This is a genomic window from Arthrobacter sp. P4_H3 (assembly GCF_056400885.1).
Map to the genome: position 1 here is coordinate 170,809 of NZ_JBFUKK010000003.1, position 18,478 is coordinate 189,286.

Annotated in this window: 22 protein-coding genes; 12 read left to right on the plus strand and 10 right to left on the minus strand. The window is 65.8% G+C overall.

The genetic code is table 11. The annotated features are described in order from the left end of the window. Positions 1-79 precede the first annotated feature (79 nt). Entirely contained in the window at positions 80-634 is a 555-nt protein-coding gene (locus AC1DRE_RS05985; RefSeq protein ID WP_476983764.1) for a cysteine hydrolase family protein, read from the minus strand. A gap of 240 nt (positions 635-874) precedes the next feature. Between AC1DRE_RS05985 and AC1DRE_RS05990 the strand changes: the two genes are divergently transcribed. The 4 genes from AC1DRE_RS05990 to AC1DRE_RS06005 all read left to right on the plus strand — a co-directional run bounded on the left by AC1DRE_RS05990 (position 875) and on the right by AC1DRE_RS06005 (position 2,720). Continuing rightward, positions 875-1,216, plus strand: coding sequence for a YegP family protein (locus AC1DRE_RS05990; RefSeq protein WP_476983765.1), 342 nt, complete (start codon positions 875-877; stop codon positions 1,214-1,216). 67 nt (positions 1,217-1,283) lie between these two features. After that, the gene (locus AC1DRE_RS05995) at positions 1,284-1,976 is read left to right on the plus strand and encodes a hypothetical protein (protein WP_476983766.1); all 693 of its coding nucleotides are present in this window, start codon (positions 1,284-1,286) and stop codon (positions 1,974-1,976) included. Next, positions 1,969-2,370 (plus strand): YidH family protein, encoded by a 402-nt coding sequence (locus AC1DRE_RS06000; RefSeq protein ID WP_476983767.1) that lies wholly within the window; start codon positions 1,969-1,971, stop codon positions 2,368-2,370. The genes AC1DRE_RS05995 and AC1DRE_RS06000 overlap by 8 nt, the downstream gene beginning before the upstream one ends. Positions 2,371-2,372: 2 nt before the next feature. Continuing rightward, positions 2,373-2,720, plus strand: a complete 348-nt coding sequence (locus AC1DRE_RS06005) for a DUF202 domain-containing protein (protein WP_476983768.1) — start codon at positions 2,373-2,375, stop codon at positions 2,718-2,720. Positions 2,721-2,758: 38 nt separating this feature from the next. On the opposite strand, the gene AC1DRE_RS06010 is transcribed toward AC1DRE_RS06005, so the two are convergent. After that, positions 2,759-2,935, minus strand: a complete 177-nt coding sequence (locus tag AC1DRE_RS06010) for a hypothetical protein (RefSeq protein WP_476983769.1) — start codon at positions 2,933-2,935, stop codon at positions 2,759-2,761. A gap of 321 nt (positions 2,936-3,256) precedes the next feature. Between AC1DRE_RS06010 and AC1DRE_RS06015 the strand changes: the two genes are divergently transcribed. Then, a complete protein-coding gene (locus tag AC1DRE_RS06015) occupies positions 3,257-3,727 on the plus strand; it encodes a sensor histidine kinase (RefSeq protein ID WP_476983770.1) in 471 nt (156 codons plus the stop codon). Positions 3,728-3,808: 81 nt separating this feature from the next. Here AC1DRE_RS06015 and AC1DRE_RS06020 read toward each other — a convergent pair whose 3' ends face one another. Further along, positions 3,809-5,287 (minus strand): MFS transporter, encoded by a 1,479-nt coding sequence (locus AC1DRE_RS06020; RefSeq protein ID WP_476983771.1) that lies wholly within the window; start codon positions 5,285-5,287, stop codon positions 3,809-3,811. Positions 5,288-5,371: 84 nt separating this feature from the next. On the opposite strand from AC1DRE_RS06020, the gene AC1DRE_RS06025 reads away from it, so the two are divergent. Beyond that, complete coding sequence (locus tag AC1DRE_RS06025) at positions 5,372-5,749, plus strand: MarR family winged helix-turn-helix transcriptional regulator (protein WP_476983772.1); 378 nt, start codon at positions 5,372-5,374, stop codon at positions 5,747-5,749. 54 nt (positions 5,750-5,803) lie between these two features. On the opposite strand, the gene AC1DRE_RS06030 is transcribed toward AC1DRE_RS06025, so the two are convergent. Both AC1DRE_RS06030 and AC1DRE_RS06035 read right to left on the minus strand, forming a co-directional pair. Beyond that, positions 5,804-7,060: an FAD-dependent oxidoreductase gene (locus tag AC1DRE_RS06030; RefSeq protein ID WP_476983773.1), complete on the minus strand. Its 1,257-nt coding sequence runs from the start codon at positions 7,058-7,060 to the stop codon at positions 5,804-5,806. Then, positions 7,053-8,393, minus strand: coding sequence for an MFS transporter (locus tag AC1DRE_RS06035; protein WP_476983774.1), 1,341 nt, complete (start codon positions 8,391-8,393; stop codon positions 7,053-7,055). The genes AC1DRE_RS06030 and AC1DRE_RS06035 overlap by 8 nt, the downstream gene beginning before the upstream one ends. Positions 8,394-8,442: 49 nt before the next feature. On the opposite strand from AC1DRE_RS06035, the gene AC1DRE_RS06040 reads away from it, so the two are divergent. From AC1DRE_RS06040 to AC1DRE_RS06055, 4 genes are all read left to right on the plus strand, one after another. After that, positions 8,443-9,264 carry an IclR family transcriptional regulator gene (locus AC1DRE_RS06040; RefSeq protein WP_476983775.1) on the plus strand — a complete coding sequence of 274 codons (822 nt, stop codon included), beginning with the start codon at positions 8,443-8,445 and terminating at the stop codon, positions 9,262-9,264. A gap of 132 nt (positions 9,265-9,396) precedes the next feature. Next, positions 9,397-10,527: a cupin domain-containing protein gene (locus AC1DRE_RS06045; protein ID WP_476983776.1), complete on the plus strand. Its 1,131-nt coding sequence runs from the start codon at positions 9,397-9,399 to the stop codon at positions 10,525-10,527. Beyond that, entirely contained in the window at positions 10,527-11,360 is an 834-nt protein-coding gene (locus AC1DRE_RS06050) for a fumarylacetoacetate hydrolase family protein (protein WP_476983777.1), read from the plus strand. The genes AC1DRE_RS06045 and AC1DRE_RS06050 overlap by 1 nt, the downstream gene beginning before the upstream one ends. After that, positions 11,360-12,112: a maleylpyruvate isomerase family mycothiol-dependent enzyme gene (locus tag AC1DRE_RS06055; protein ID WP_476983778.1), complete on the plus strand. Its 753-nt coding sequence runs from the start codon at positions 11,360-11,362 to the stop codon at positions 12,110-12,112. The genes AC1DRE_RS06050 and AC1DRE_RS06055 overlap by 1 nt, the downstream gene beginning before the upstream one ends. A gap of 94 nt (positions 12,113-12,206) precedes the next feature. On the opposite strand, the gene AC1DRE_RS06060 is transcribed toward AC1DRE_RS06055, so the two are convergent. Next, on the minus strand, positions 12,207-12,575 hold the full coding sequence (locus AC1DRE_RS06060) for a VOC family protein (RefSeq protein ID WP_476983779.1): 369 nt from the start codon (positions 12,573-12,575) through the stop codon (positions 12,207-12,209). A 60-nt stretch (positions 12,576-12,635) separates the two neighbouring features. On the opposite strand from AC1DRE_RS06060, the gene AC1DRE_RS06065 reads away from it, so the two are divergent. Further along, complete coding sequence (locus tag AC1DRE_RS06065; protein ID WP_476983780.1) at positions 12,636-13,082, plus strand: MarR family winged helix-turn-helix transcriptional regulator; 447 nt, start codon at positions 12,636-12,638, stop codon at positions 13,080-13,082. A 31-nt stretch (positions 13,083-13,113) separates the two neighbouring features. Here the strand turns inward: AC1DRE_RS06065 and AC1DRE_RS06070 are convergent, their stop codons facing one another. The 3 genes from AC1DRE_RS06070 to AC1DRE_RS06080 all read right to left on the minus strand — a co-directional run bounded on the left by AC1DRE_RS06070 (position 13,114) and on the right by AC1DRE_RS06080 (position 16,041). Then, positions 13,114-13,434 (minus strand): GYD domain-containing protein, encoded by a 321-nt coding sequence (locus AC1DRE_RS06070; protein ID WP_476983781.1) that lies wholly within the window; start codon positions 13,432-13,434, stop codon positions 13,114-13,116. A 259-nt stretch (positions 13,435-13,693) separates the two neighbouring features. Next, on the minus strand, positions 13,694-14,992 hold the full coding sequence (locus tag AC1DRE_RS06075; RefSeq protein ID WP_476983782.1) for an Nramp family divalent metal transporter: 1,299 nt from the start codon (positions 14,990-14,992) through the stop codon (positions 13,694-13,696). A 113-nt stretch (positions 14,993-15,105) separates the two neighbouring features. Then, on the minus strand, positions 15,106-16,041 hold the full coding sequence (locus AC1DRE_RS06080) for a dihydrodipicolinate synthase family protein (RefSeq protein ID WP_476983783.1): 936 nt from the start codon (positions 16,039-16,041) through the stop codon (positions 15,106-15,108). A gap of 163 nt (positions 16,042-16,204) precedes the next feature. Between AC1DRE_RS06080 and AC1DRE_RS06085 the strand changes: the two genes are divergently transcribed. Beyond that, entirely contained in the window at positions 16,205-17,224 is a 1,020-nt protein-coding gene (locus AC1DRE_RS06085; protein WP_476983784.1) for a LacI family DNA-binding transcriptional regulator, read from the plus strand. Positions 17,225-17,302: 78 nt separating this feature from the next. Here the strand turns inward: AC1DRE_RS06085 and AC1DRE_RS06090 are convergent, their stop codons facing one another. After that, on the minus strand, positions 17,303-18,088 hold the full coding sequence (locus AC1DRE_RS06090) for a TM2 domain-containing protein (protein WP_476983785.1): 786 nt from the start codon (positions 18,086-18,088) through the stop codon (positions 17,303-17,305). Positions 18,089-18,478 lie beyond the last annotated feature (390 nt).

Consider the following 18,478-nt stretch of genomic DNA (forward strand, 5'->3'; position numbering starts at 1 on the left):
CCTCCTCTTGAGGCCTGTGCCGGTTCCTATTCTGCCAATCCGGCCGGTGGTCCGCGTCCGTGGGACCCGGTTGTCCGCCTCAGCCCGCGAAAGTCACGTCCTTTGTGTCCTCGACCGCGGCAGTCCGGTCCGGGGCCGTGTGGTACTTCCAGTAGAGGTTCGTATGTGCGATGACCTTGTCCGGCGGCGGAGCGCCCCACTCACTCTGGTCCTCGGTGGTATGAGCGTCACCGACGAGCGTCACGTCGTAGCCGCGGACAAAGGCCCCATGGATCGTGGACCGGATGCATTCGTCCGTCTGCGCGCCGGCCACAACCAGGCGTCCGATCCGGGCCCCGGCCAGCACCTCTTCCAGGTCGGTGTCCTCGAAGGAATCCGCGAACGACTTGTGCACCAGCGGTTCCGATTCTTGGCGTTTCAGCTCCGGGACGAACTCCCAGGCTTCACTCCCCTTCGTCAGCTGCTCGGACGAATGCTGGACCCAGACGATCGGCACTCCTTCGTCGCGGGCCCTGTCCACGAGCGTGGCGATGTTGGCCACCACCTCATCGCGCTGGTGCACCCCGGCCACGACGCCGTTCTGGACGTCGATCACCATCAAGGCGGTGTTGGGTCGATCTGACAGTTTGGTCATGACGAGCTCCTCTGCGCATTGGACGGATCCCGGTTTGGCATCCGTCGCATGCATTTTACGTGGGCTTAACTTGATCGGTCTTGTGAGGGTACAAGGGACCACGACAGACTTGAAGCACTTGATGAACCGATCAATTCTGATCGTTCGACCAGACCAGCGGAAAATGTTCGCAGAGATGCGTGCGGCCTGTGCGCGGCGAAGCCGCCGAGGGACAGGCTCCGCCGACCGGAAGGATTAGTTATGGCCGGCAAGTTTGAAGTTTTCGTTGACGCAAAAGCCCAGTACCGGTTCCGGCTCACTGCCCCGGACGGAACAGAACTGGCTGTGTCGGCTGCGTTCAGCGACAAAGCGGCGGCCGTGGCGGGCATCGAGGCGGTCCGCGAATGTGCGGGCATGGGGCTGATCAGCGACCTTTGCCCGGCCGGCGGTTCGGCTCCGGCCGGCATCCCGGTGCCGGCGGCCCTGCTGGCAGTCCCGGTTCCTCCGGCCTGCGAACCGCGGCGGACAACGGTGGATGCCGTCCGCATCCATGCGACGGCACGCCGGGCCGCGGCTGCGCCGCATTGGTCCGGCGCAGCCTAGGAAGCCCGTAGCCTAACAAGCTCCGGGGCGCTGCCGCAGCATTCCGACGCCCGATGACGTCAGGAGCATGATCCCGCCGAACGCCAGCAGGTATCCGGCCATCGTCATCGTTGTCCCGGGCGGCGCTGGTTGCCGTGCGGCCATGCCCGCTGCCGGACCGCCCGGGGAGGCGCCAGCTGATGAGCCGGGGACCTGCGACGCCGTCACCGCGGGAGATGCGGACGACGACGGCGCGGCTCCCCCGGTGCCCGCGGCTCCCGGATCGCTGTCAACGTTTTCCGGCGTTTGGCTGCCGGGTGCCGTTGGCATGACCTCCACCGCCGTGGCGCTCGGGCCGGGCTGGCCCGGGGCGGGGGCCGGCGCCGGGGTTTCCGTGGGCGAGGGCGCCGCCGTCGGCGTCACTGGGGGCGACGGTGCCGGCGTCGTCGGAGGCGGGACAAGCGGGCTCAGCGGGACGCAAACCCCACCTCCGCCGAGCGGAACCTGGCCGGCGGGGCAGGGCTCCGCCGCTGCCGCCGTCGCGATCGTCAACACGCTGACGACGACGGCGGACCACAACGCCACAATGCCCAAAACTTTCCGTCCGGTGCCCACGCCGTACAACGCTACCCAACTGTCGGAGGAAACGCGGGACCCCTCCGGCCGTGGCTTCCTGGGGAAACGCCGACCCGGGCCACCTGACCGGAACGGCGGAAACGTGGTAGGCAATAGGGGGCAGCACCGGCAGACCGGCCGTGCACGGAAGGACCACGTTGACTGAAGATTCGAACACTGGCGGGCCGGAGGCGAGGAACCGTTTCACGTCCCGGATCCTCCGTGGCGGCACCGAGCCGGATCCGAGGTTCACTCTGGCGAACGAACGCACCTTCCTGGCGTGGATCCGCACGTCACTGGCCCTGCTTGCCGGCGGCGTCGCCGTCGAGGCGTTTATGGCCGGCCTCCTCGGGCCCGAACTGCGCAAGACGATTTCCGTGCTGCTGCTGGTCCTGGCACTCGTGATTGGCGGCGGCTCCTTCTTCCGGTGGCTCAACGTGGAACGTGCCATGCGGTCGAAAACCCCGCTGCCGCTCCCCCTCATGGCCCCGGTGCTGGCAATCGGCGGGGCCCTCGTGGCGGCCATCATGGTGGTTTTCGTGATCGTCCGGCCGGCCTGAGCATGGCCGCCCGCAGCGGTGCCTCCTGGCACGGCGATACCGGCCTCCAGCCGGAACGCACTGACCTGGCCTGGAGCCGCACCACCCTGTCCATGGTGATCGCTGCGTCCGTCTTCCTGCGGTGGATGCCCCACCACGGCTGGTTCGTCGGGACGCTCGTCGGCGGCGCCGTCGTCACCGCACTGGCCATCAACCTCACCCAAAAGCGCCGTTTCCACCGGGCCGTCCGGGGCATCACGCAGGAAACCATGCCACCGCACATAGGTTCGACGGCGGCCGTCGCGGCCAGCGTGGTCATCCTCGCGGCGTTGGGAATCTACACCGTGCTGTTCCTGCCGCTGCAGCCTTGACGGCGGAACCGTAATTCGTGCAGCCGTGATTCGAATGCTCAGAAAAGGCTCAGCTGGCCGCCGGCGGAGCCGTCGGCGTCAGGCGGGCCCCACTCGGGCGGTGTCATTCCCAACACGTCCTTGAAGTCCGGTAGCAGCTCGCCAATGCAGGTCTGACCTTCCAAAACCGGGATCACCACCGTGTTGGCACTGCCGTCGGTGCTGGAATCTTTCACCGGGTGAGTTTACGGCAGGGCCCCGACAGTGGCGGGGTTCGACACTGTGCCGGACCTGGTACCGAGGCCTTAGACGCCTTCGGGAAGCCGAGGGCCGCGTCGATATGCATGCGATGACCCCTGGCCATGAACCGCCAGGTGAAGCTACGCGCACCGGGCCAAGACGCTGTTCGCCTTAATTCTGCCGGAAATTTGCACGAGACCTGCGGATAACTGCCGGAACCCTTGATGCTTGGAACTCAGACTTGATCCAGTCGCACCGATCCAGCCAGACCAAGTGTGCGGATGCTCAGCAAGGTATGCAAGGAAGCAGGGAAAGCCGTGAGTCAAGCAGCTCTGGACGAACGTACCGCCGCCGCCGCCGCCGTCATTACGGGTGACATAGCTAGTGACTTCCACACCTTGGGACTCGCCGGCTGCATGGATAGGCTGACCATTCCCCTACGCCAGAACGGTGTATTTGTGCGCTGGGAGACACCGCACCATGGCGTCGAGATACCGGCAGCCTGCGCTCTGCTGCTCTATCAGGCCGCGCAGGAAACACTCACCAACGCGTTCAAATACTCCCAGGCCACCGAACTGACCCTCCGGCTGTCAGCCGTCTACCACGGTGTCCGGCTGACGATCACGGACAACGGCGTCGGCTTCCAAAGCCAACTCCTTGGGGGCAGGCAGCATGGGTACGGCGTGTGCCTGATGACCATGGCTGTCCACGAAGCCGGCGGTACCATCTCGATTGATTCCGCCCCCGGCAAAGGCACCATGGTGTCCATCACCTTTCCCCTGGACTAGCGGCCCAGAGGAATCCGAAGCACCGGCCACGAATCGGCCCGCGCCAGCCAGGATTCGTGTGGGTCCTGGCTGGCGGGCAACTCATCTGCCTGTTGTCGCCGGCTTCCGCTGGCGGGACGGCGCCGCGGCAATCAGGAGGGCGGTCACCGCCACCGCTGCGCTCAGGATCAAACCCGGGCGGTACTGTTCCAGCATCGCTGCCGCATCCACGACGGCACCCGGTTCGGGCGCATTGCCGTGTCCGCTGACCATTGCCGTGGTGACGGCCAGTACCAGGGCAGCACCCACTTGCGTACTGGTCTGGATCAGGCCTGCCGCCAGGCCTTGCTCGGAATCCCGGATACCTGCGGTGGCCTGGACGTTGATGGAGGGGAAGGCCAAGGCGAAACCGACGCCCAGCAGCAGGACTGACGGCAGAATGTCGGTCACGTAATTGGGCGAGGTGCCCACGCGAAGGAACAGCACGTATCCGAGCGTCAACGCCGCCAGCCCGGTCAGGATCAGCCGCGGAGCACCAAACCTGTCGATCAGCCGGTCCGCGAAGGGTGCGCTCGAGGCCACCAGCAGGCCGGTCGGGAGCAGCGCCAGGGCCATGCCAAGCGGGCTCCATCCCAGCACGGACTGCAGGTAGAGGGTCAGGATGAACTGGAAGCTCAGATACGAGCCGAACAGCCCCACGGCGCTGAGGTTGGCCCGGGCCACCCAGCCTTCCTTGAGGATGCTGAACCGGATCAGCGGGTGCTTGACGCGGTTTTCGATCACGGCGAACGCTGCCAGCACCGCTGCGGAGGCCACGAATCCGGCGATAGTTGCCACAGACCCCCAGCCGTTCGCGGGTGCCGCAACCAGCGTGTAGACCAGCCCCAGCATGCCGGCCGCGAGCGTGATGGCGCCCCAGACGTCATGCCCGCTCTCTTGCTCCCCGGTTGCGTCCTTGCCTGCGGCGCCGTCCCGGGGGATGTACTTCAGGCCAAGGATCACGACGGCGACTGCCACCGGAACGGAGACCAGGAAGGTCCAGCGCCAGCTCAGTGACGTCATGAGGCCTCCCACAACCAGGCCGAGGGAGAATCCGCTGGCACCGAACGTGGTGAAGATGGACAAGGCGCGGTTGCGTTCGCGCCCCTCCGCGAAATTGGTGGTGATGATCGAGAAGGCAGTGGGAGCCGTGAATGCGGCGGCCAGGCCCTTGACGAAACGGGTGGCGATCAGCAGGGCCGGGTCATCCACCAGGCCGCCGAGCAGAGATGCGGCGGCGAAGACGCTGAGCGCAATCAGGAAGATGCGCCGCCGGCCGAGTAGGTCCGCCATCCGTCCGCCCAGCAGGAGCAGGCTTCCGTAGCCGAGAACGTAGGCGGAGACGATCCACTGGAGGGATTCGGTTCCGAGATGGAGTTCGGTGCCGATCGAGGGCAGGGCCACACCGACCATGGATACGTCCAGTGCGTCGAGCGCCAGGACGGTGCACAGGACCAGGAGGAGCATCCATTGTGCCCGGGTCCAGCGCACAGCTGATAGCCCGTCTCCGGCTGATCTTTCAAGGATGGAAGTTGAGGTCATGGCAACAACTTATATGACGCGTCATTGAATGACAAGGAATATTATGACGTGGACTTTTAATTCGTCATGAACTAGAATCGCTGCATGGCAACACCGCAGGACCAACAGCTGGTTGAGCAATGGCGCAGCATCCAGAACACGTATTTCCGCACGGCAGGCGCGATTGATCGTGCCCTGGAAGCGCGGTTCAGCATTGGCCTGACCGAGTTTGAAATCCTGGACCTGGTGGCCGACAGCACGGACGCGGCGTGCCGGATGAAGCAGCTCGGTGAGCGCACCCCCATGACCCAGAGCGCCATGTCCAAGGTGGTGGACAGGCTTGAGAAAGCCGGCCTCATCGCCCGCCGTTCCTGCGAAGATGACCGGCGCTCCCTGTTCCTGGAGCTCACCGACGCCGGCCGCGCCCTTCACGGCGAGGCCGCCGTCGAACACCGCGCCCTGCTCAAGGAAAACCTGGACTAGGACGGGGGCGCGCCCCCCAACGGCCTCTGTGCGAGGCCGCCGGGGGCCGCAGGATCAGGCAGAGATCCGGTCCGCCAGCCGGGCGGGAGCCGCCTCAACGGCCGGCACGCCGTCGCCCTCCCGGCCGTACAGCCAGTCGTTGTACTGAAAATCGTTGTCCTTCCGGCTCTTGAAGAGCAGGTTGCGCAGCGTCCGGGCCAGTCCGGAGACGTGCCAGGATTCGCCCCAGATGCGGGCCGTGCGCTGGACCCGGGCGGTGCGGCCGGCACGGAGGTTGTTGAATTCCCGGATGGCATCGTCCCAGCCTCCCGGGTTCACGTCGTCCGGGGTGAATACGGTGCCGTTACTGGCGTCCTGCAGCACGGCTGCGTCCTCGAGCGCCTGGCAGGCGCCCTGGGCGAGGTACTGGAGCATCGGATGCGCGGCGTCGCCCATCAGCACCATCCGGCCGGCGACCCAGTTTTCGATCGGGTCGCGGTCGTACATGGGCCAGCGCATGCCGGTGCCCAGGTTTTTCAGCGCTTCCCGGACGGCCGGGACACAGTCTTTGTACGCAGCCTCGAGCTCGTCCACTCCCCCGTACTGCTCTTCGCCGCGCGCGAAGGAGGCGGACTTGAAGACGGCCACGGTGTTCAGCAGCTCGCCCTTCCGCAACGGGTACTGCACGAGGTGGCAGTCCGGGCCGAGGTAGACAATGACGTCCTCGAGGTCGGCCTTGGGTGTGTTCTCGGTGATCGGCACGGTGCCGCGGTAGGCAACGTAGGCCGAGGGGACCGGCTCGTCACTGGCCACGAGCGGACGCAGGGTGGACTTTAGTCCGTCGGCGCCGATCACGACGTCGGCCTCAAAGTCCACGCCGGCGGCGGTGTGGGCCACGCCGCGGCCGTTCACGGTTTCAACACTCTCGACCATGACGTCGTTGACAAGCTTGACGCCGGCCGCCTCACAGCCCTCGAGCAGCACCCGGTGCAGGTCGCTGCGGTGGATCACGACGTACGGCGCGCCGTAGCGTTCGGCGAATTCCCCGCCGAGCGTCTGGCGGGTGAGCTCCTCGCCGGTGACGGCGTCGCGGAAGACCAGGTGCTTGGGCTGGACACCGATTTCCAGCGCCTTTTCCAGCAGGCCCCAGCGCTGCAGGACACGGGACGCGTTCGGGGCCATCTGCAGCCCGGCGCCGACCTCGCCGAATTCGGGGGCCCGTTCCACGAGGGTGACGTTGGCGCCGTTTTCGCGCAGGGCGAGGGCTCCGGCCAGTCCGGCCATCCCCCCTCCGATGACCAGGACATCGGTGGACGTGGCGTGCTCAGACATTGCTTGCTCCTGTTGGTGAGAGTGAGGGTGGGGTTGAGAGTTTGGATTTGAGTTTGAGGCCGACGGCGGCCAGCAGGACCGCGGCGAAGGCGGCTGCACCGGCGAAGGCCAGGAAGTTGGAGTTGACGCCCAGCCCGGCGGCCAGGAGGAGGCCGCCTACCTGGGGTGCGGCGACGGCGCCGATGCGGCCCGTCCCCAGCGCCCAGCCCAGCGCGGTCCCCCGCAGATGTCCGGGATAGTGGCTCGCGACGGCGGCGATGATGAGGCACTGGGTGCCGTGGGTGCCGACGCCGGCGAGGACCAGCATGAGGTACACGATGGCCACTGACGGTCCGGTCACCAGGACCATCAGCGCGCCGGCGGCGACGGCGGCCGCGGCGATTGCGGTCGGCACCGGCCCGAAGCGTGTGCCCGCCCAGGCCGTGATGACCGAGCCGGCCACCGCGCCCAGGTTGAGGGCCAGGGCGAAGGTCAAAGCGGAACCGAAGTTGTAACCGGCCAGCTGCATCAGGTTGGGCAGCCAGGTGCCCAACCCGTACCAGGCGAACAGGGTGGCGATTGTTGCCAGGGCAAACAGCAGGCTGACCCCCAGGTATGGGGCGCGGAGCAGGGATTTGAAACCGGACGGCTCCTTGACCGCATGGTCCGTTCCGGCTGCCATGCCTGTGGCGCTGACCGGGGCCAGGGTTTCCGGGAGGTATTTGAATCCGAGCGGCACCACGATCAGCAGTGCGAGCACGGCCACGAGGAACATGGATTGCCAGCCGAAGGCGGGGATCAGCTGGATGCCGACGAGGGCGGCGATGGATCCGCCGATCGGAACGCCGGACATCATCAGGGTGGCGATGGTGGACCGCCATTTGCTGGGGACCAGTTCGGCAACGAGGGCATTCGCCGATGGCACCAGGCCGCCGAGTCCGATGCCGGCGAGGAGCCGGAGGGCGCCGAAGACGGCGGCGTTGGGGGCGAAGGCGCACAGGACGGTGAAGATCGAGAAGACGATGGCGCAGCCCAGGATGGTGCGGCGGCGGCCCCATGAGTCGGCCATGCGGCCGGCGAAGATCGCTCCGATCATCATGCCGAGGAAGGCCATGGATCCAATGGTTCCGGCGGTTGCCTTGGTCAGGCCCCAGCCGGTCTCGGATATCAGGGAGGACTGGACGGTGCCGTAGACGATGAGGTCGTAGCCATCGAAGACCACCAGAAGCCAGCAGACGAAGACGGCGAGTGCCGAGCCTTTGGAGAACCGTGAGGCGGTCCCAACAGCGGTGGTGGGGGCGGGAGCCCCCGGCGAAGACCGGTGCGGCGCTGCAGCGGAAGGTGTGTGATTCATGCCACTCACTCTCCTAGCGGTAGCAGGTGAACCACAATACAATTCTGATGTGCAGAACAAGCCAGCGTCCAAGTCGGCCCGGAAGCCAGTGCAGAAGCGGCCGACCTATTCCATCGAGGCGGTCGACAACGCGCTGCAGCTCCTGCAACTGCTCCGCGACGTCGGGACACTGCGGCTCAAGGACGCCGCCGGGGAGCTGGGGGTGGCCCCGTCCACCGCGCACCGCCTCCTGGCGATGCTGGTCTACCGGGGATTCGCCGTGCAGGACGAGACCCGCCGCTACGTGCCCGGTCCCGCCATGGGCGTCGGTCCGGCCGGGCTGGGCTGGACCAGACTGCTCCGCTCGCTCGCCCAGCCGCACATGGAGCTGCTCTCCGCGCAACTCAACGAGACCGTCAACCTCATGGTGCGGGTGGGGACGAAAGTGCGTTTCCTGGCCACCGTGGAGGGAAACAATGTGTTGCGGGTGGGCGACCGGCAGGGAACCGTGATGCCGGCCAACAAAACCTCCGGAGGCAAGGCGATGCTCGCCGAACTGGAACCGCACATGGTCGATCAGCTTTTCCGCAGCAACAATGCCGAGATTGGCGGGGACAACATTCCGGCTGCCGACTACCCCTCGTTCCTGCGCGAGCTGGAATCCATCCGCGGCAACGGCTTCGCGGCCAATTTCGAAGGCACGGAGGAGGGCGTGAGCGCCCTCGGCATCGCCCTGCACAACCGGCACGGGCACGTCGTGGGCGCGCTCAGCGTCGCCACTCCCGCAACCCGGTTCCGCAGGGTGTTCGACGCCGGACTCGTCGGTGCCCTGCGCGAAACCTGCCGGCAGCTGGAGATCGATATCGCGGCCAACCCGGCGGATCCGGACTGAACCTCCTTCGGTCCCGATAATTCAGGCTCGAACAAACAATTCTGACCAGCAGAATATGCTGGGGGTCACACTGCTGCGTCCGTAGGGTCGAACTACGCCAAAGAACGTTTCTGACCTATCGAGGAGGCCCACGTGTCCATCAGCGCCGAGAACACGACCCATGAATCAGTGGCCGCGCAGCACGTCGCTGCGGAGCCGACGCCGGAGGAGGCTGCGCAGCTGGAGGAGCTGTACCGGGATTTTGACCGCGAGAATCTGATCCCGTTGTGGACCGAGATCGGTGATCTGATGCCGATGGTCCCAACCCCGAAGGCTGTGCCGCATGTGTGGCGGTGGAGCGATCTGTACCCGCTGGCCGCCCGCGCCGGTGACCTGGTTCCCGTGGGGCGCGGCGGGGAACGCCGCGCCATTGCCCTGGCGAACCCGGGCCTGGCCGGTACGCCGTACGCCACGCCGACCTTGTGGGCGGCGATCCAGTACCTTGGGGCCCGCGAGACCGCCCCGGAACACCGCCACTCCCAGAACGCGTTCCGCTTCGTCGTCGAGGGCGAAGGCGTCTGGACCGTGGTGAACGGGGACCCCGTGCGGATGTCCCGCGGGGACTTCCTGCTGACGCCGGGCTGGAACTTCCACGGCCACCACAACGACACCGATGAGCCGATGGCCTGGATCGACGGCCTGGACATCCCGTTCGTGCACTACGCCGACGCCGGGTTCTTCGAGTTCGGCACCGAACGGGTCACGGACGAGGCCACCCCGGACATCTCCCGCTCCGAGCGGCTCTGGGCCCACCCGGGCCTGCGCCCGCTCTCCGGCCTGGATGACACCACGAGCTCCCCCATCGCGGCGTACCGCTGGGAATACACCGACCGCGCCCTGCGCGAGCAACTGCTGCTCGAGGACGAGGGCCACCCGGCCACCGTGTCCCAGGGCCACGCCGCTGTCCGCTACACCAACCCCACCACGGGCGGCGACGTGATGCCCACCATCCGCGCCGAATTCCACCGCCTCCGGCCCGGCGCCGCCACCGAAGCCGTCCGCGAGGTCGGCTCCAGCGTCTGGCAGGTCTTCGAAGGGACCGGCTCCGTGGTCCTGAACGGCGAGACCAGGACCCTGGCCAAGGGCGACCTCTTCGTCGTCCCCTCCTGGCAGGAATGGTCCCTGCAGGCTGAGAGCGGGTTTGATCTGTTCCGCTTCAGTGACGCCCCCATTTTCGAACGGCTGAACTTCAGCCGCACCTACACCGAAGGACGCAACAAGTAATGAGACTCCTGACACTCCGCCTCGCAAATGAGGGAACAACAGTAACCAAGGCTGTCCGCCAGGACGGCGACACCCTGACCGAAATCAACGGCTTCGCCGACGTCGGCGAACTCCTGAAGGACTCCGCGTGGGAAGAGATCGCGAAGGCCGCGGCCGGCGCCACGCACCCACTCGACGGCGCGGACCTCGACGCCGTCGTCCCCTTCCCCGGGAAGATCATTTGCGTGGGCCACAACTACCGCAACCACATCAAGGAAATGGGCCGGGAAGTCCCCGAGTACCCCACCCTGTTCGCGAAGTACCAGGAATCCCTGATCGGCCCCAACGATGACCTGGCCCTGCCGCAGGAATCCGACACGGTCGACTGGGAGTCCGAGCTCGCCGTCGTGATCGGCAAGAACGGCCGCCGGATCAGCGAAGCGGACGCCGCCGGGCACATCGCCGGGTACGCCGTGCTGAATGACGTGTCCATGCGCGACTACCAGTTCCGCACCGTCCAGTGGCTGCAGGGCAAGACCTGGGAGAAGTCCACCCCGTTCGGGCCCGCCCTCGTCACCAGGGACGAGTTCAGCGGCGGCCTCATGACCACCGCCGTGGACGGCGAGATCCAGCAGCAGACGCCCACGAACGACGTCGTCTTCACCCCCGAGTTCCTGGTCTCCTACATTTCCACCATCATCACGCTGAACCCGGGCGACGTCATCGCCACCGGCACCCCGGGAGGGGTGGGCCACGCCCAGGACCCGAAGCGGTACCTGCAGGACGGCCAGCTCCTGGTCACCACCATCGAGGGCCTGGGCCAGCTGAAGAACCGCGTCATCAAGGAAGCCTGATGGCCGCCCGCACTGACCGGACCACGGACCCGGCGCTTCTGCAGGCTTTGCTGCAGGCGCGCCGGGGCACCGCGTTCTTCGCCCGCAAGCTCAACGAACTCACCGACGCGGAACTCGACGGCGATTCGCTGCTGCCGGGCTGGACCCGCCGCCACCTCACCGCGCACATCGGCTACAACGCGCGGGCCATCGCGCGGCTGGTTGAGTGGGCGGGAACCGGGGTGGAGACACCGATGTATGCCTCCCCGGAGGCCCGGAACCACGAGATCGAGTTCGGGGCCACGCTCTCGCCGATCGCGCTGCGGCACCTGTTCGACCACTCCGCGGTGCACCTGAACGTCGAATGGCGCGACCTCCCGGCCGAGGCCTGGCACCACAAGGTCAAAACGGCCCAGGGCAGGATCGTCCCGGCCGAGGAAACCGTCTGGATGCGCACCCGCGAAGTCTGGATGCACGCCGTCGACCTCGCCAACGGCGCCACCTTCACCGACATCCCGGAACCCGTCCTGGAACGGCTCCTCACAGACATCACCGGCGCCTGGAAGGTTCGCGGCGCCGATACGGATCTGGTAGTTCAAGTGACGGACACTGATCTCACGTTCGGGGACACGACGTCGGACTCCCCCACCGTGGTGTCCGGCACCCTGGCCGCCGTCGTCGAATGGGCAGCGGGCCGCGGCACCCAGGGCGTCACCGCCACCCGGCCCGGCGCAGCCAACGGTGCCGCGCCCGCCGCGCCAAAGTGGATCTGAGCCCTCCTTCGGCAAGATTCCGGCAACGGACGAGAAAAGCCCCTCAGCGAGGGGGCTTTTCTCGTCGTCGGCGAGCGATCGGGACGGTTCCATTTCAGACACCGTCATGGATCGTGATCCGGTACCCGTCCGGATCGGCGAAGGTGAATGTGCGCCCGAAGGGCCCGTCGACCGGCGCCGAGGTGATCGGGGTGCCGCGCGCGGCAAGATCATCATGAAGCTGCTGGGCGTCCGTCGCACGGAGCCAGAGTGCAATGCCTTCTCCTGGCTGGGGGACCGAGTCGAGGTTGGTTCCTGGTACCGGTTCGCGCACCGCAAACGAAACAGGATGCGTGTCGAAAACGACAGCGTGCGGCGGGCCGGCCTTGGATCGCGCAAGCCCTAAGTGCTGTTCGTAGAATGCCGCCGAGCGCTCCAAATCGCGCACCTGCAGGGAAATGAAATCGGGACCAATAGCAGCCATGGAAGTGCCTCCTCGTTATGTCAGTACATTGACATGCATAACGTATGTCAGAATATTGACATGAGTCAAGGCGGCGTTGGAGTGGACCTGGATACTTCCCTGGGCTACCTCCTCAAACAGGCGCATAATGTGCTGCGGGCCGGGATGGATGCTGCGCTGCGTCCGCTGGGGATGACGGTGCCGCAGTACGCATGTCTTGAGCTCCTCGCCCAGCGCCCCGGTCTCTCCAACTCCGACCTGGCCCGCGGCGCCTTCGTGTCCCGACAGTCGATGAACGTCCTGCTGCAGTCGCTCGAACGGGATCAACTCGTCTCCCGGCCTGATAAGCCCTCCACCGGACGGGCCCTCCCCGTCCAGCTCACGCCCTTGGGCCGGGAGCGGCTGCAGGCCGCCAGTGCCGCTGCCAGGTCCGTGGAGACTCAAATGGGCCGGGGGCTCAACATCGCCCAACAACAGCAATTGCGGGATCTGCTCGCATCGTGCGTCAGGTCCCTATCCGAATCATGACCGGCCGCATACGGACCCCCGGACCAACCAGTTACTGGCCGGGTGCCCGGTAGGCAGGTGTCTTGCCCACTGCTGCGTCAATATCCTCAGGCGTCATGAGCGGCGTGAGGTGCAGGTTCACGGTGCCGGTGGAATTGATCATCAGGGAAAGGGCCACGGCACTGGGCTGATCGGGAATCTCGAAGACCCCCAGGACGTCCGTCTCACCGAACGCGTAGTAGAAGCATTCCAGTGAACCGCCAACGGAATCGAGGGCCTTAACCACCGCGTCCCGACGCTTGGACCCGCCCTCTTGCATCAGGCCTTTGATTCCCTGGCCCACGTAGTTTGCTTGGAAAAAGTACTTGGTCATGGCTGACTCCCGTTCTGCTTGTGCCCAGAACACGAACCATTCCGCACGCCCAGAACATCGGATGATTGAAGGGTTCTGGAGTTCTCCCCGACAGGGGTTGTGGGCTGAGTCTAGGCCTCCCCAAAGGAACTGACAACGGTCGGCTGCCCGGCTTCAAGGTCTCTGCCCGAGCATTATGCGCGGCCGGTCGGAACGTCAGGGCAGCGCCCTCGCCTGTTGGGCGAGGGCGCTGCCTGTTTTGGCTGGTGATTGCCAGACTTTAGCCGAGGAGGGTGGTGATGAGCCGGAGGGATGAGGCGATGATGGCGATGAGTCCGATGGCGCCGAACAGGTTTTGCCACCATTTGTTGCGGAGGTCGCCCATGACGGCCCTGTTATTGGCCATGATGACGATGAGGGCGCCAAGCAGGGGTGCGATGAGGACGGTCAGGGACTGGGCTATTACGATGAGTCCGACAGGTGAGGCCTGGAAGGACAGTGTGACGACCAGGCCGAAGGCCAGAATGACACCGGTGAATATGCGGGCAGTGGGTGACCCGGCTTTGGCGCCGCGGCCAAGGCCGTCGGAAAGCATGGTACCGCCGGCGGTGGCGTTGGCGATCATGGATGAGAAGGCCGCGCCGGAGAGGCCGAGGGCGAAGAGCATGGACCCAACGGGCCCCGCCAAAGGTGCAAAGACGGAGGCAAGGGCGTTGATGGTGCCGGCTTCGGCTCCGGTCTTGCCGAGCACAGCGGCGGCCACCATGATCACCAGTGCCGTCATGATGCCGGGGGCGACGATGCCCGGGATGGTGTCCACGAGGGTGATATCACGGTAGTCGGCCCGGGTGCGGCGGTTTTCCTTGATGCCGTAGGAGGTGTAGAAGGCGGCGTTGATCGAAAAGTTGGTTCCGACGAGGGCGACGATGAGGATCTCGCTCCCGGGCGGAAGCGTCGGGACCATGCCTTCCACGGACCGGTACCAGTCTGGCTGCGCGACGACCGTGCTGGCGATGAAGGCGATGCCCATGAGGACGACGATGACCAGCAGGGCTTTTTCCACGATGCCGTAGACGTTGCGGAAGGCCAGGACGAAGCCGACGGCTGCTGTGCAGACGACGGACCAGAGAACGGGGGAACCGCCGAAGACGAGCGAGAGGCCCAGGCCTGAGCCGACGGCATTTCCGACAGAAAACATGAGGGTAATGCCGAAGACACCGAAGCCGGCCAGGACGCCGACCCATTTGCCGAGATGCTCCTTGATGGCGGTGATCAGGGAACCGGGGGCGGTAATGCCGAGCCGGACGCTCATGTCCGTGAAGAAGATCATGAGGATGGTGGAGACGGCGATGACCCAGACGAGGCTGTAGTCGAACCGGCTCCCGGCCTGCACGGCGGTGGTGAGGTTGCCGGGCCCGAATTGCCAGGCGCCGACAACGAAGGCAGGGCCCATGAGGGCGAGGTAGCCAAGGAACGTCCGGCGTTTGGCCGGGGCCGCGGGCGCGGGGTCGGCAGGGGTGTTGGCCTTGTCCACGCGGTGAGCCTGCGGGGACGTGATGGTTTTGTTCGGCTCGCGCATTGCGAGTCCTCCTTCTCCAGCTGGGGTGCTGGGGGTCGTCGTTGACCTAATTGGAGAATAAGGCATGGTGTCAGGGGTGGCGGGCTTCGCCCGCCACCCTGGGGACCTGAAGATCAGGCGGGTACCGTGACGCTGCCCAGGTTGGCGGACTTCAGGGCGCGTGCGATCTCGTCGCCGGCGCCTTCCGCCAGGGGAAGCAGCGGCGGCCGGACGGTGGCGTGTTCGAGAATGCCGCGGGCGATGAGTCCTTCCTTCAGTGCGACGGTGCCTTCCATGTGGGATCCGCGGTGGTAGACGTTCTTGGTCACGGGAAGCAGGCGGTCGTGGATCGCCCGCGCCGCGGCGTAGTCCTTGGCCTTGCCGGCGGCGATCAGTTCCACCAGCGGCTCGGGTGCGAGTCCGCCGTAGCCGACCAGTGCGCCGTCGACGTCGAACATCGTGTGCAGCAGGTACTCGTCGTGGCAGGTGAGAATCTGCAGGTCAGGATAGGTTGCCCGCAGGACAGGGATTTCGGTGTCCCAACGCTTCATGTTGCGCACGCCGTTCTTGGTGGCGAACACGCCTTCCTGGCCCGCGATCTCCAGCTGGGTTTCCAGGTCGTAGGTGGCCTTGGTGGCATCGGGGTACTGAAAGAGGATCAACGGCAGCCCGGAGGTTTCGTAGATTTCCTTGTAGCGGGTCTGCGGGGCACCCTTCTGGTATCCGAAACGGAGCCAGCCGTGCGACGGGTAGACGAGTCCGGCTTCGGCTCCGGCCTCAACCGCGCGCTTCGCTTCCAAGGCAGCGACCATGTTGCCCTCGCCGGTGATGCCGGCGATGATCGGGATTTCGCCGTTGACGGCGTTCTTGAATTCCCGGATGACGAGTGCCTGCTCGTCCTGGGTCAGGAACGTGCCTTCACCGGCGTGGCCGAGAACCACGAGGCCCTTGACGCCCTCGACGCTGGCCAGCCAGCCGCCGAGGCGGTGGATCGCGTCGACGTCGACGCTGCCGTCGCGGTTGAACGGGGTTACGGGTGCGGGAACGAGCCCGCGAAGATCGATGGTCATGAGAGCTTCCTCTGTCTTGTGGATCGGTAGTTCCGCTAAGATGTGAGAACGTTTGCGGGAACGTTTTCATTCTGCGGCGTGGCCCACGTCACTGTCAAGGGGAAAGTTCCGAACAAGAGGAAATAGAGTGTCTACTAAGACCACCCCGAACAGGAGAATTCGTATGGAACCGGCTCCAGGCACGAACGTCACCCTCAGGGACGTTGCGGCCGCCAGCGGCGTGAGTCTTTCGACCGCCAGCCGCGCACTGGACGAGCGCGGCACAGCCTCCCGGTCAGCGGCAGCTGCGCATGTCCGCAAGGTCGCCGAGGAGCTTGGGTACCGCAGAAACTCCTTCGCCTCCAGCCTGCGCAGGGGCGAAACCCGCACGCTCGGAGTGCTCGTGCCACGCTTGAGCGACACGGTGATGGCATTGATGTTCGAGGAACTGGAGCGCGCCGCAGCAGCCCGGGGCTACTTCGCCATGGTCGCCACCAGCGGCGACGACCCCGACGATGAACGCCGGGCCGCGGAAACACTCCTCGACCGAAATGTCGACGGGCTCATCCTGGCCACGGCCCGGCTCGACGACGAACTCCCCCGGTTGCTGCGGAAACGCGGCGTGGCCCACGCCCTCGTGCTGCGCACCGACGGCGAGAGCCCATCAGCACTGGGGGACGATGAAGTAGGCGGTTACCTGGCCGTCCGCCACCTCATCGACTTAGGCCACCGGGACATCGCCGTCGTCACCGGCCCAGCCTTCACCTCCACGGGCATCGCCCGCCTCGCCGGCGCCCGCCGGGCGATGGAAGAAGCAGGCCTCGACGCGCGGGACGAGTGGCTGATCGCCGCCGGTTACGGTATCGAAAACGGATACACGGCAGGAGAAGCGCTGCTGGCGAAAAAACCCGGGGGACGCCCGTCCGCCGTGTTCGCCGCGAATGACAACATTGCGATGGGGATCATGGCAGCCGCCCACCGATCCGGCATCACCATCGGAGACGAACTGGCGCTCGTCGGTTACAACGACATACCGCTCTCGGCGAGGCTCCCCACTCCCCTGTCCTCCGTTCGCGTCCCTCTGGACCAGATCGCCGGCACCGCCATAGACCTCATCGTCAACCCCGGCAAGGAACCGCACATACGCCGCGCCATGCCGACACTCATTCCCCGCGAATCCAGCGGCCCACCCAGGCGCACCTGAGCGGAACGCCGACCACAGTGAAAACAAAAAACCCGCCGTCCACAACGGGGCCGCGGGTTCTTGCCGGAGAATCGACTGCTAACCGACCGGAGCCGTCAGGGTGAAGGTCGATGCCTTGTCGCCGAAGTCATCCATGATCGCGATAGTGGTCGGACCGTTTTTGATGTCAAACGCAATTACCCCGCTGTGGACCTGCCCAACCTGGCTGTTCGTTTCGGTCGGCAGGCTCCCCTCCTCCAGGTAGATACGTTCGCCTTCATTGCCGTCTGCATCGTATGCCTCGAAGTTTGCAGGGTTGGAGCTGCTGCTTCCGGTCAGCGTCTCCCAGGAGACCTCCACCAGGAGAAAGCCTCCGTTGTTCGGCTTCAGGTAGGACTGGGTGGGAATCTCAGTGACATAGACGGAGTCAGTGACGCTGACCTTCACCGTATTGCCCTCGGACACGGTGACCACGAAGGAGTTCGCATCGTTGGCGGCTCCCGAGGACGGAGCGGGCGCCGCTTCCGTAGCTGCAGGGTCCTTTGCAGCGGCAGACTGTGCTGCCGGGGACTTCTGAAGTTCCTCCACCATGGCGGCGGTGGACGCAATGGTAGCCAGCGTGACCACGGTTCCCACGATCAAGCCGACGACCCAGACGACGCCGGTGACGATCCATGCCATCTTCTTGTTCTCCGGGTAGCCTTCCAACGGACGGCCATCCTTGTCCCTGGCGCTTCCGGTCAGAGTGATGATCAGGTCCACGATGGACCAGATGCCGAATCCGCCGGCAGTCAGCAGCTTGGCGACGCCGGTGCCGATCTTGCCCAGGTAAAAGCGGTCCACACCCAGGCCGCCCAGGAGGAGGGACAGAATCCAGGTGGTCACGAAGGACTTCCCCGGACCATTGGCGTAGGGAACGTGTCCATAGGGGCCCGGGCCGGGTCCTGGCTGGTAGCCGCCCTGCTGTCCGCCCGGGTACTGCCCTCCGAAGCCGGCCGGCGGGATCGGGGGAGCTCCTGCTCCGGCGTCATTCTGGGGCGAATGAGGGTAACTGGGGTGACTCATAGTTCTTAAATTCCCGTTTCTGCTGGCCGATGGCGCTCATAGCACGGGGAATCCATGATCGGCTGCCCCCATTACCGATGATGCTTCGAAAAGTCTAAACGACGGTTCGGGGGTCCGCGGTAACCTTGATGACCCTGCCGGTTCGCGGATGCCCCTTCCCGCTCCGACGCTGGCGGTGAGGATCCGGCCTGTTCCGGGGTGGGTGGTGTA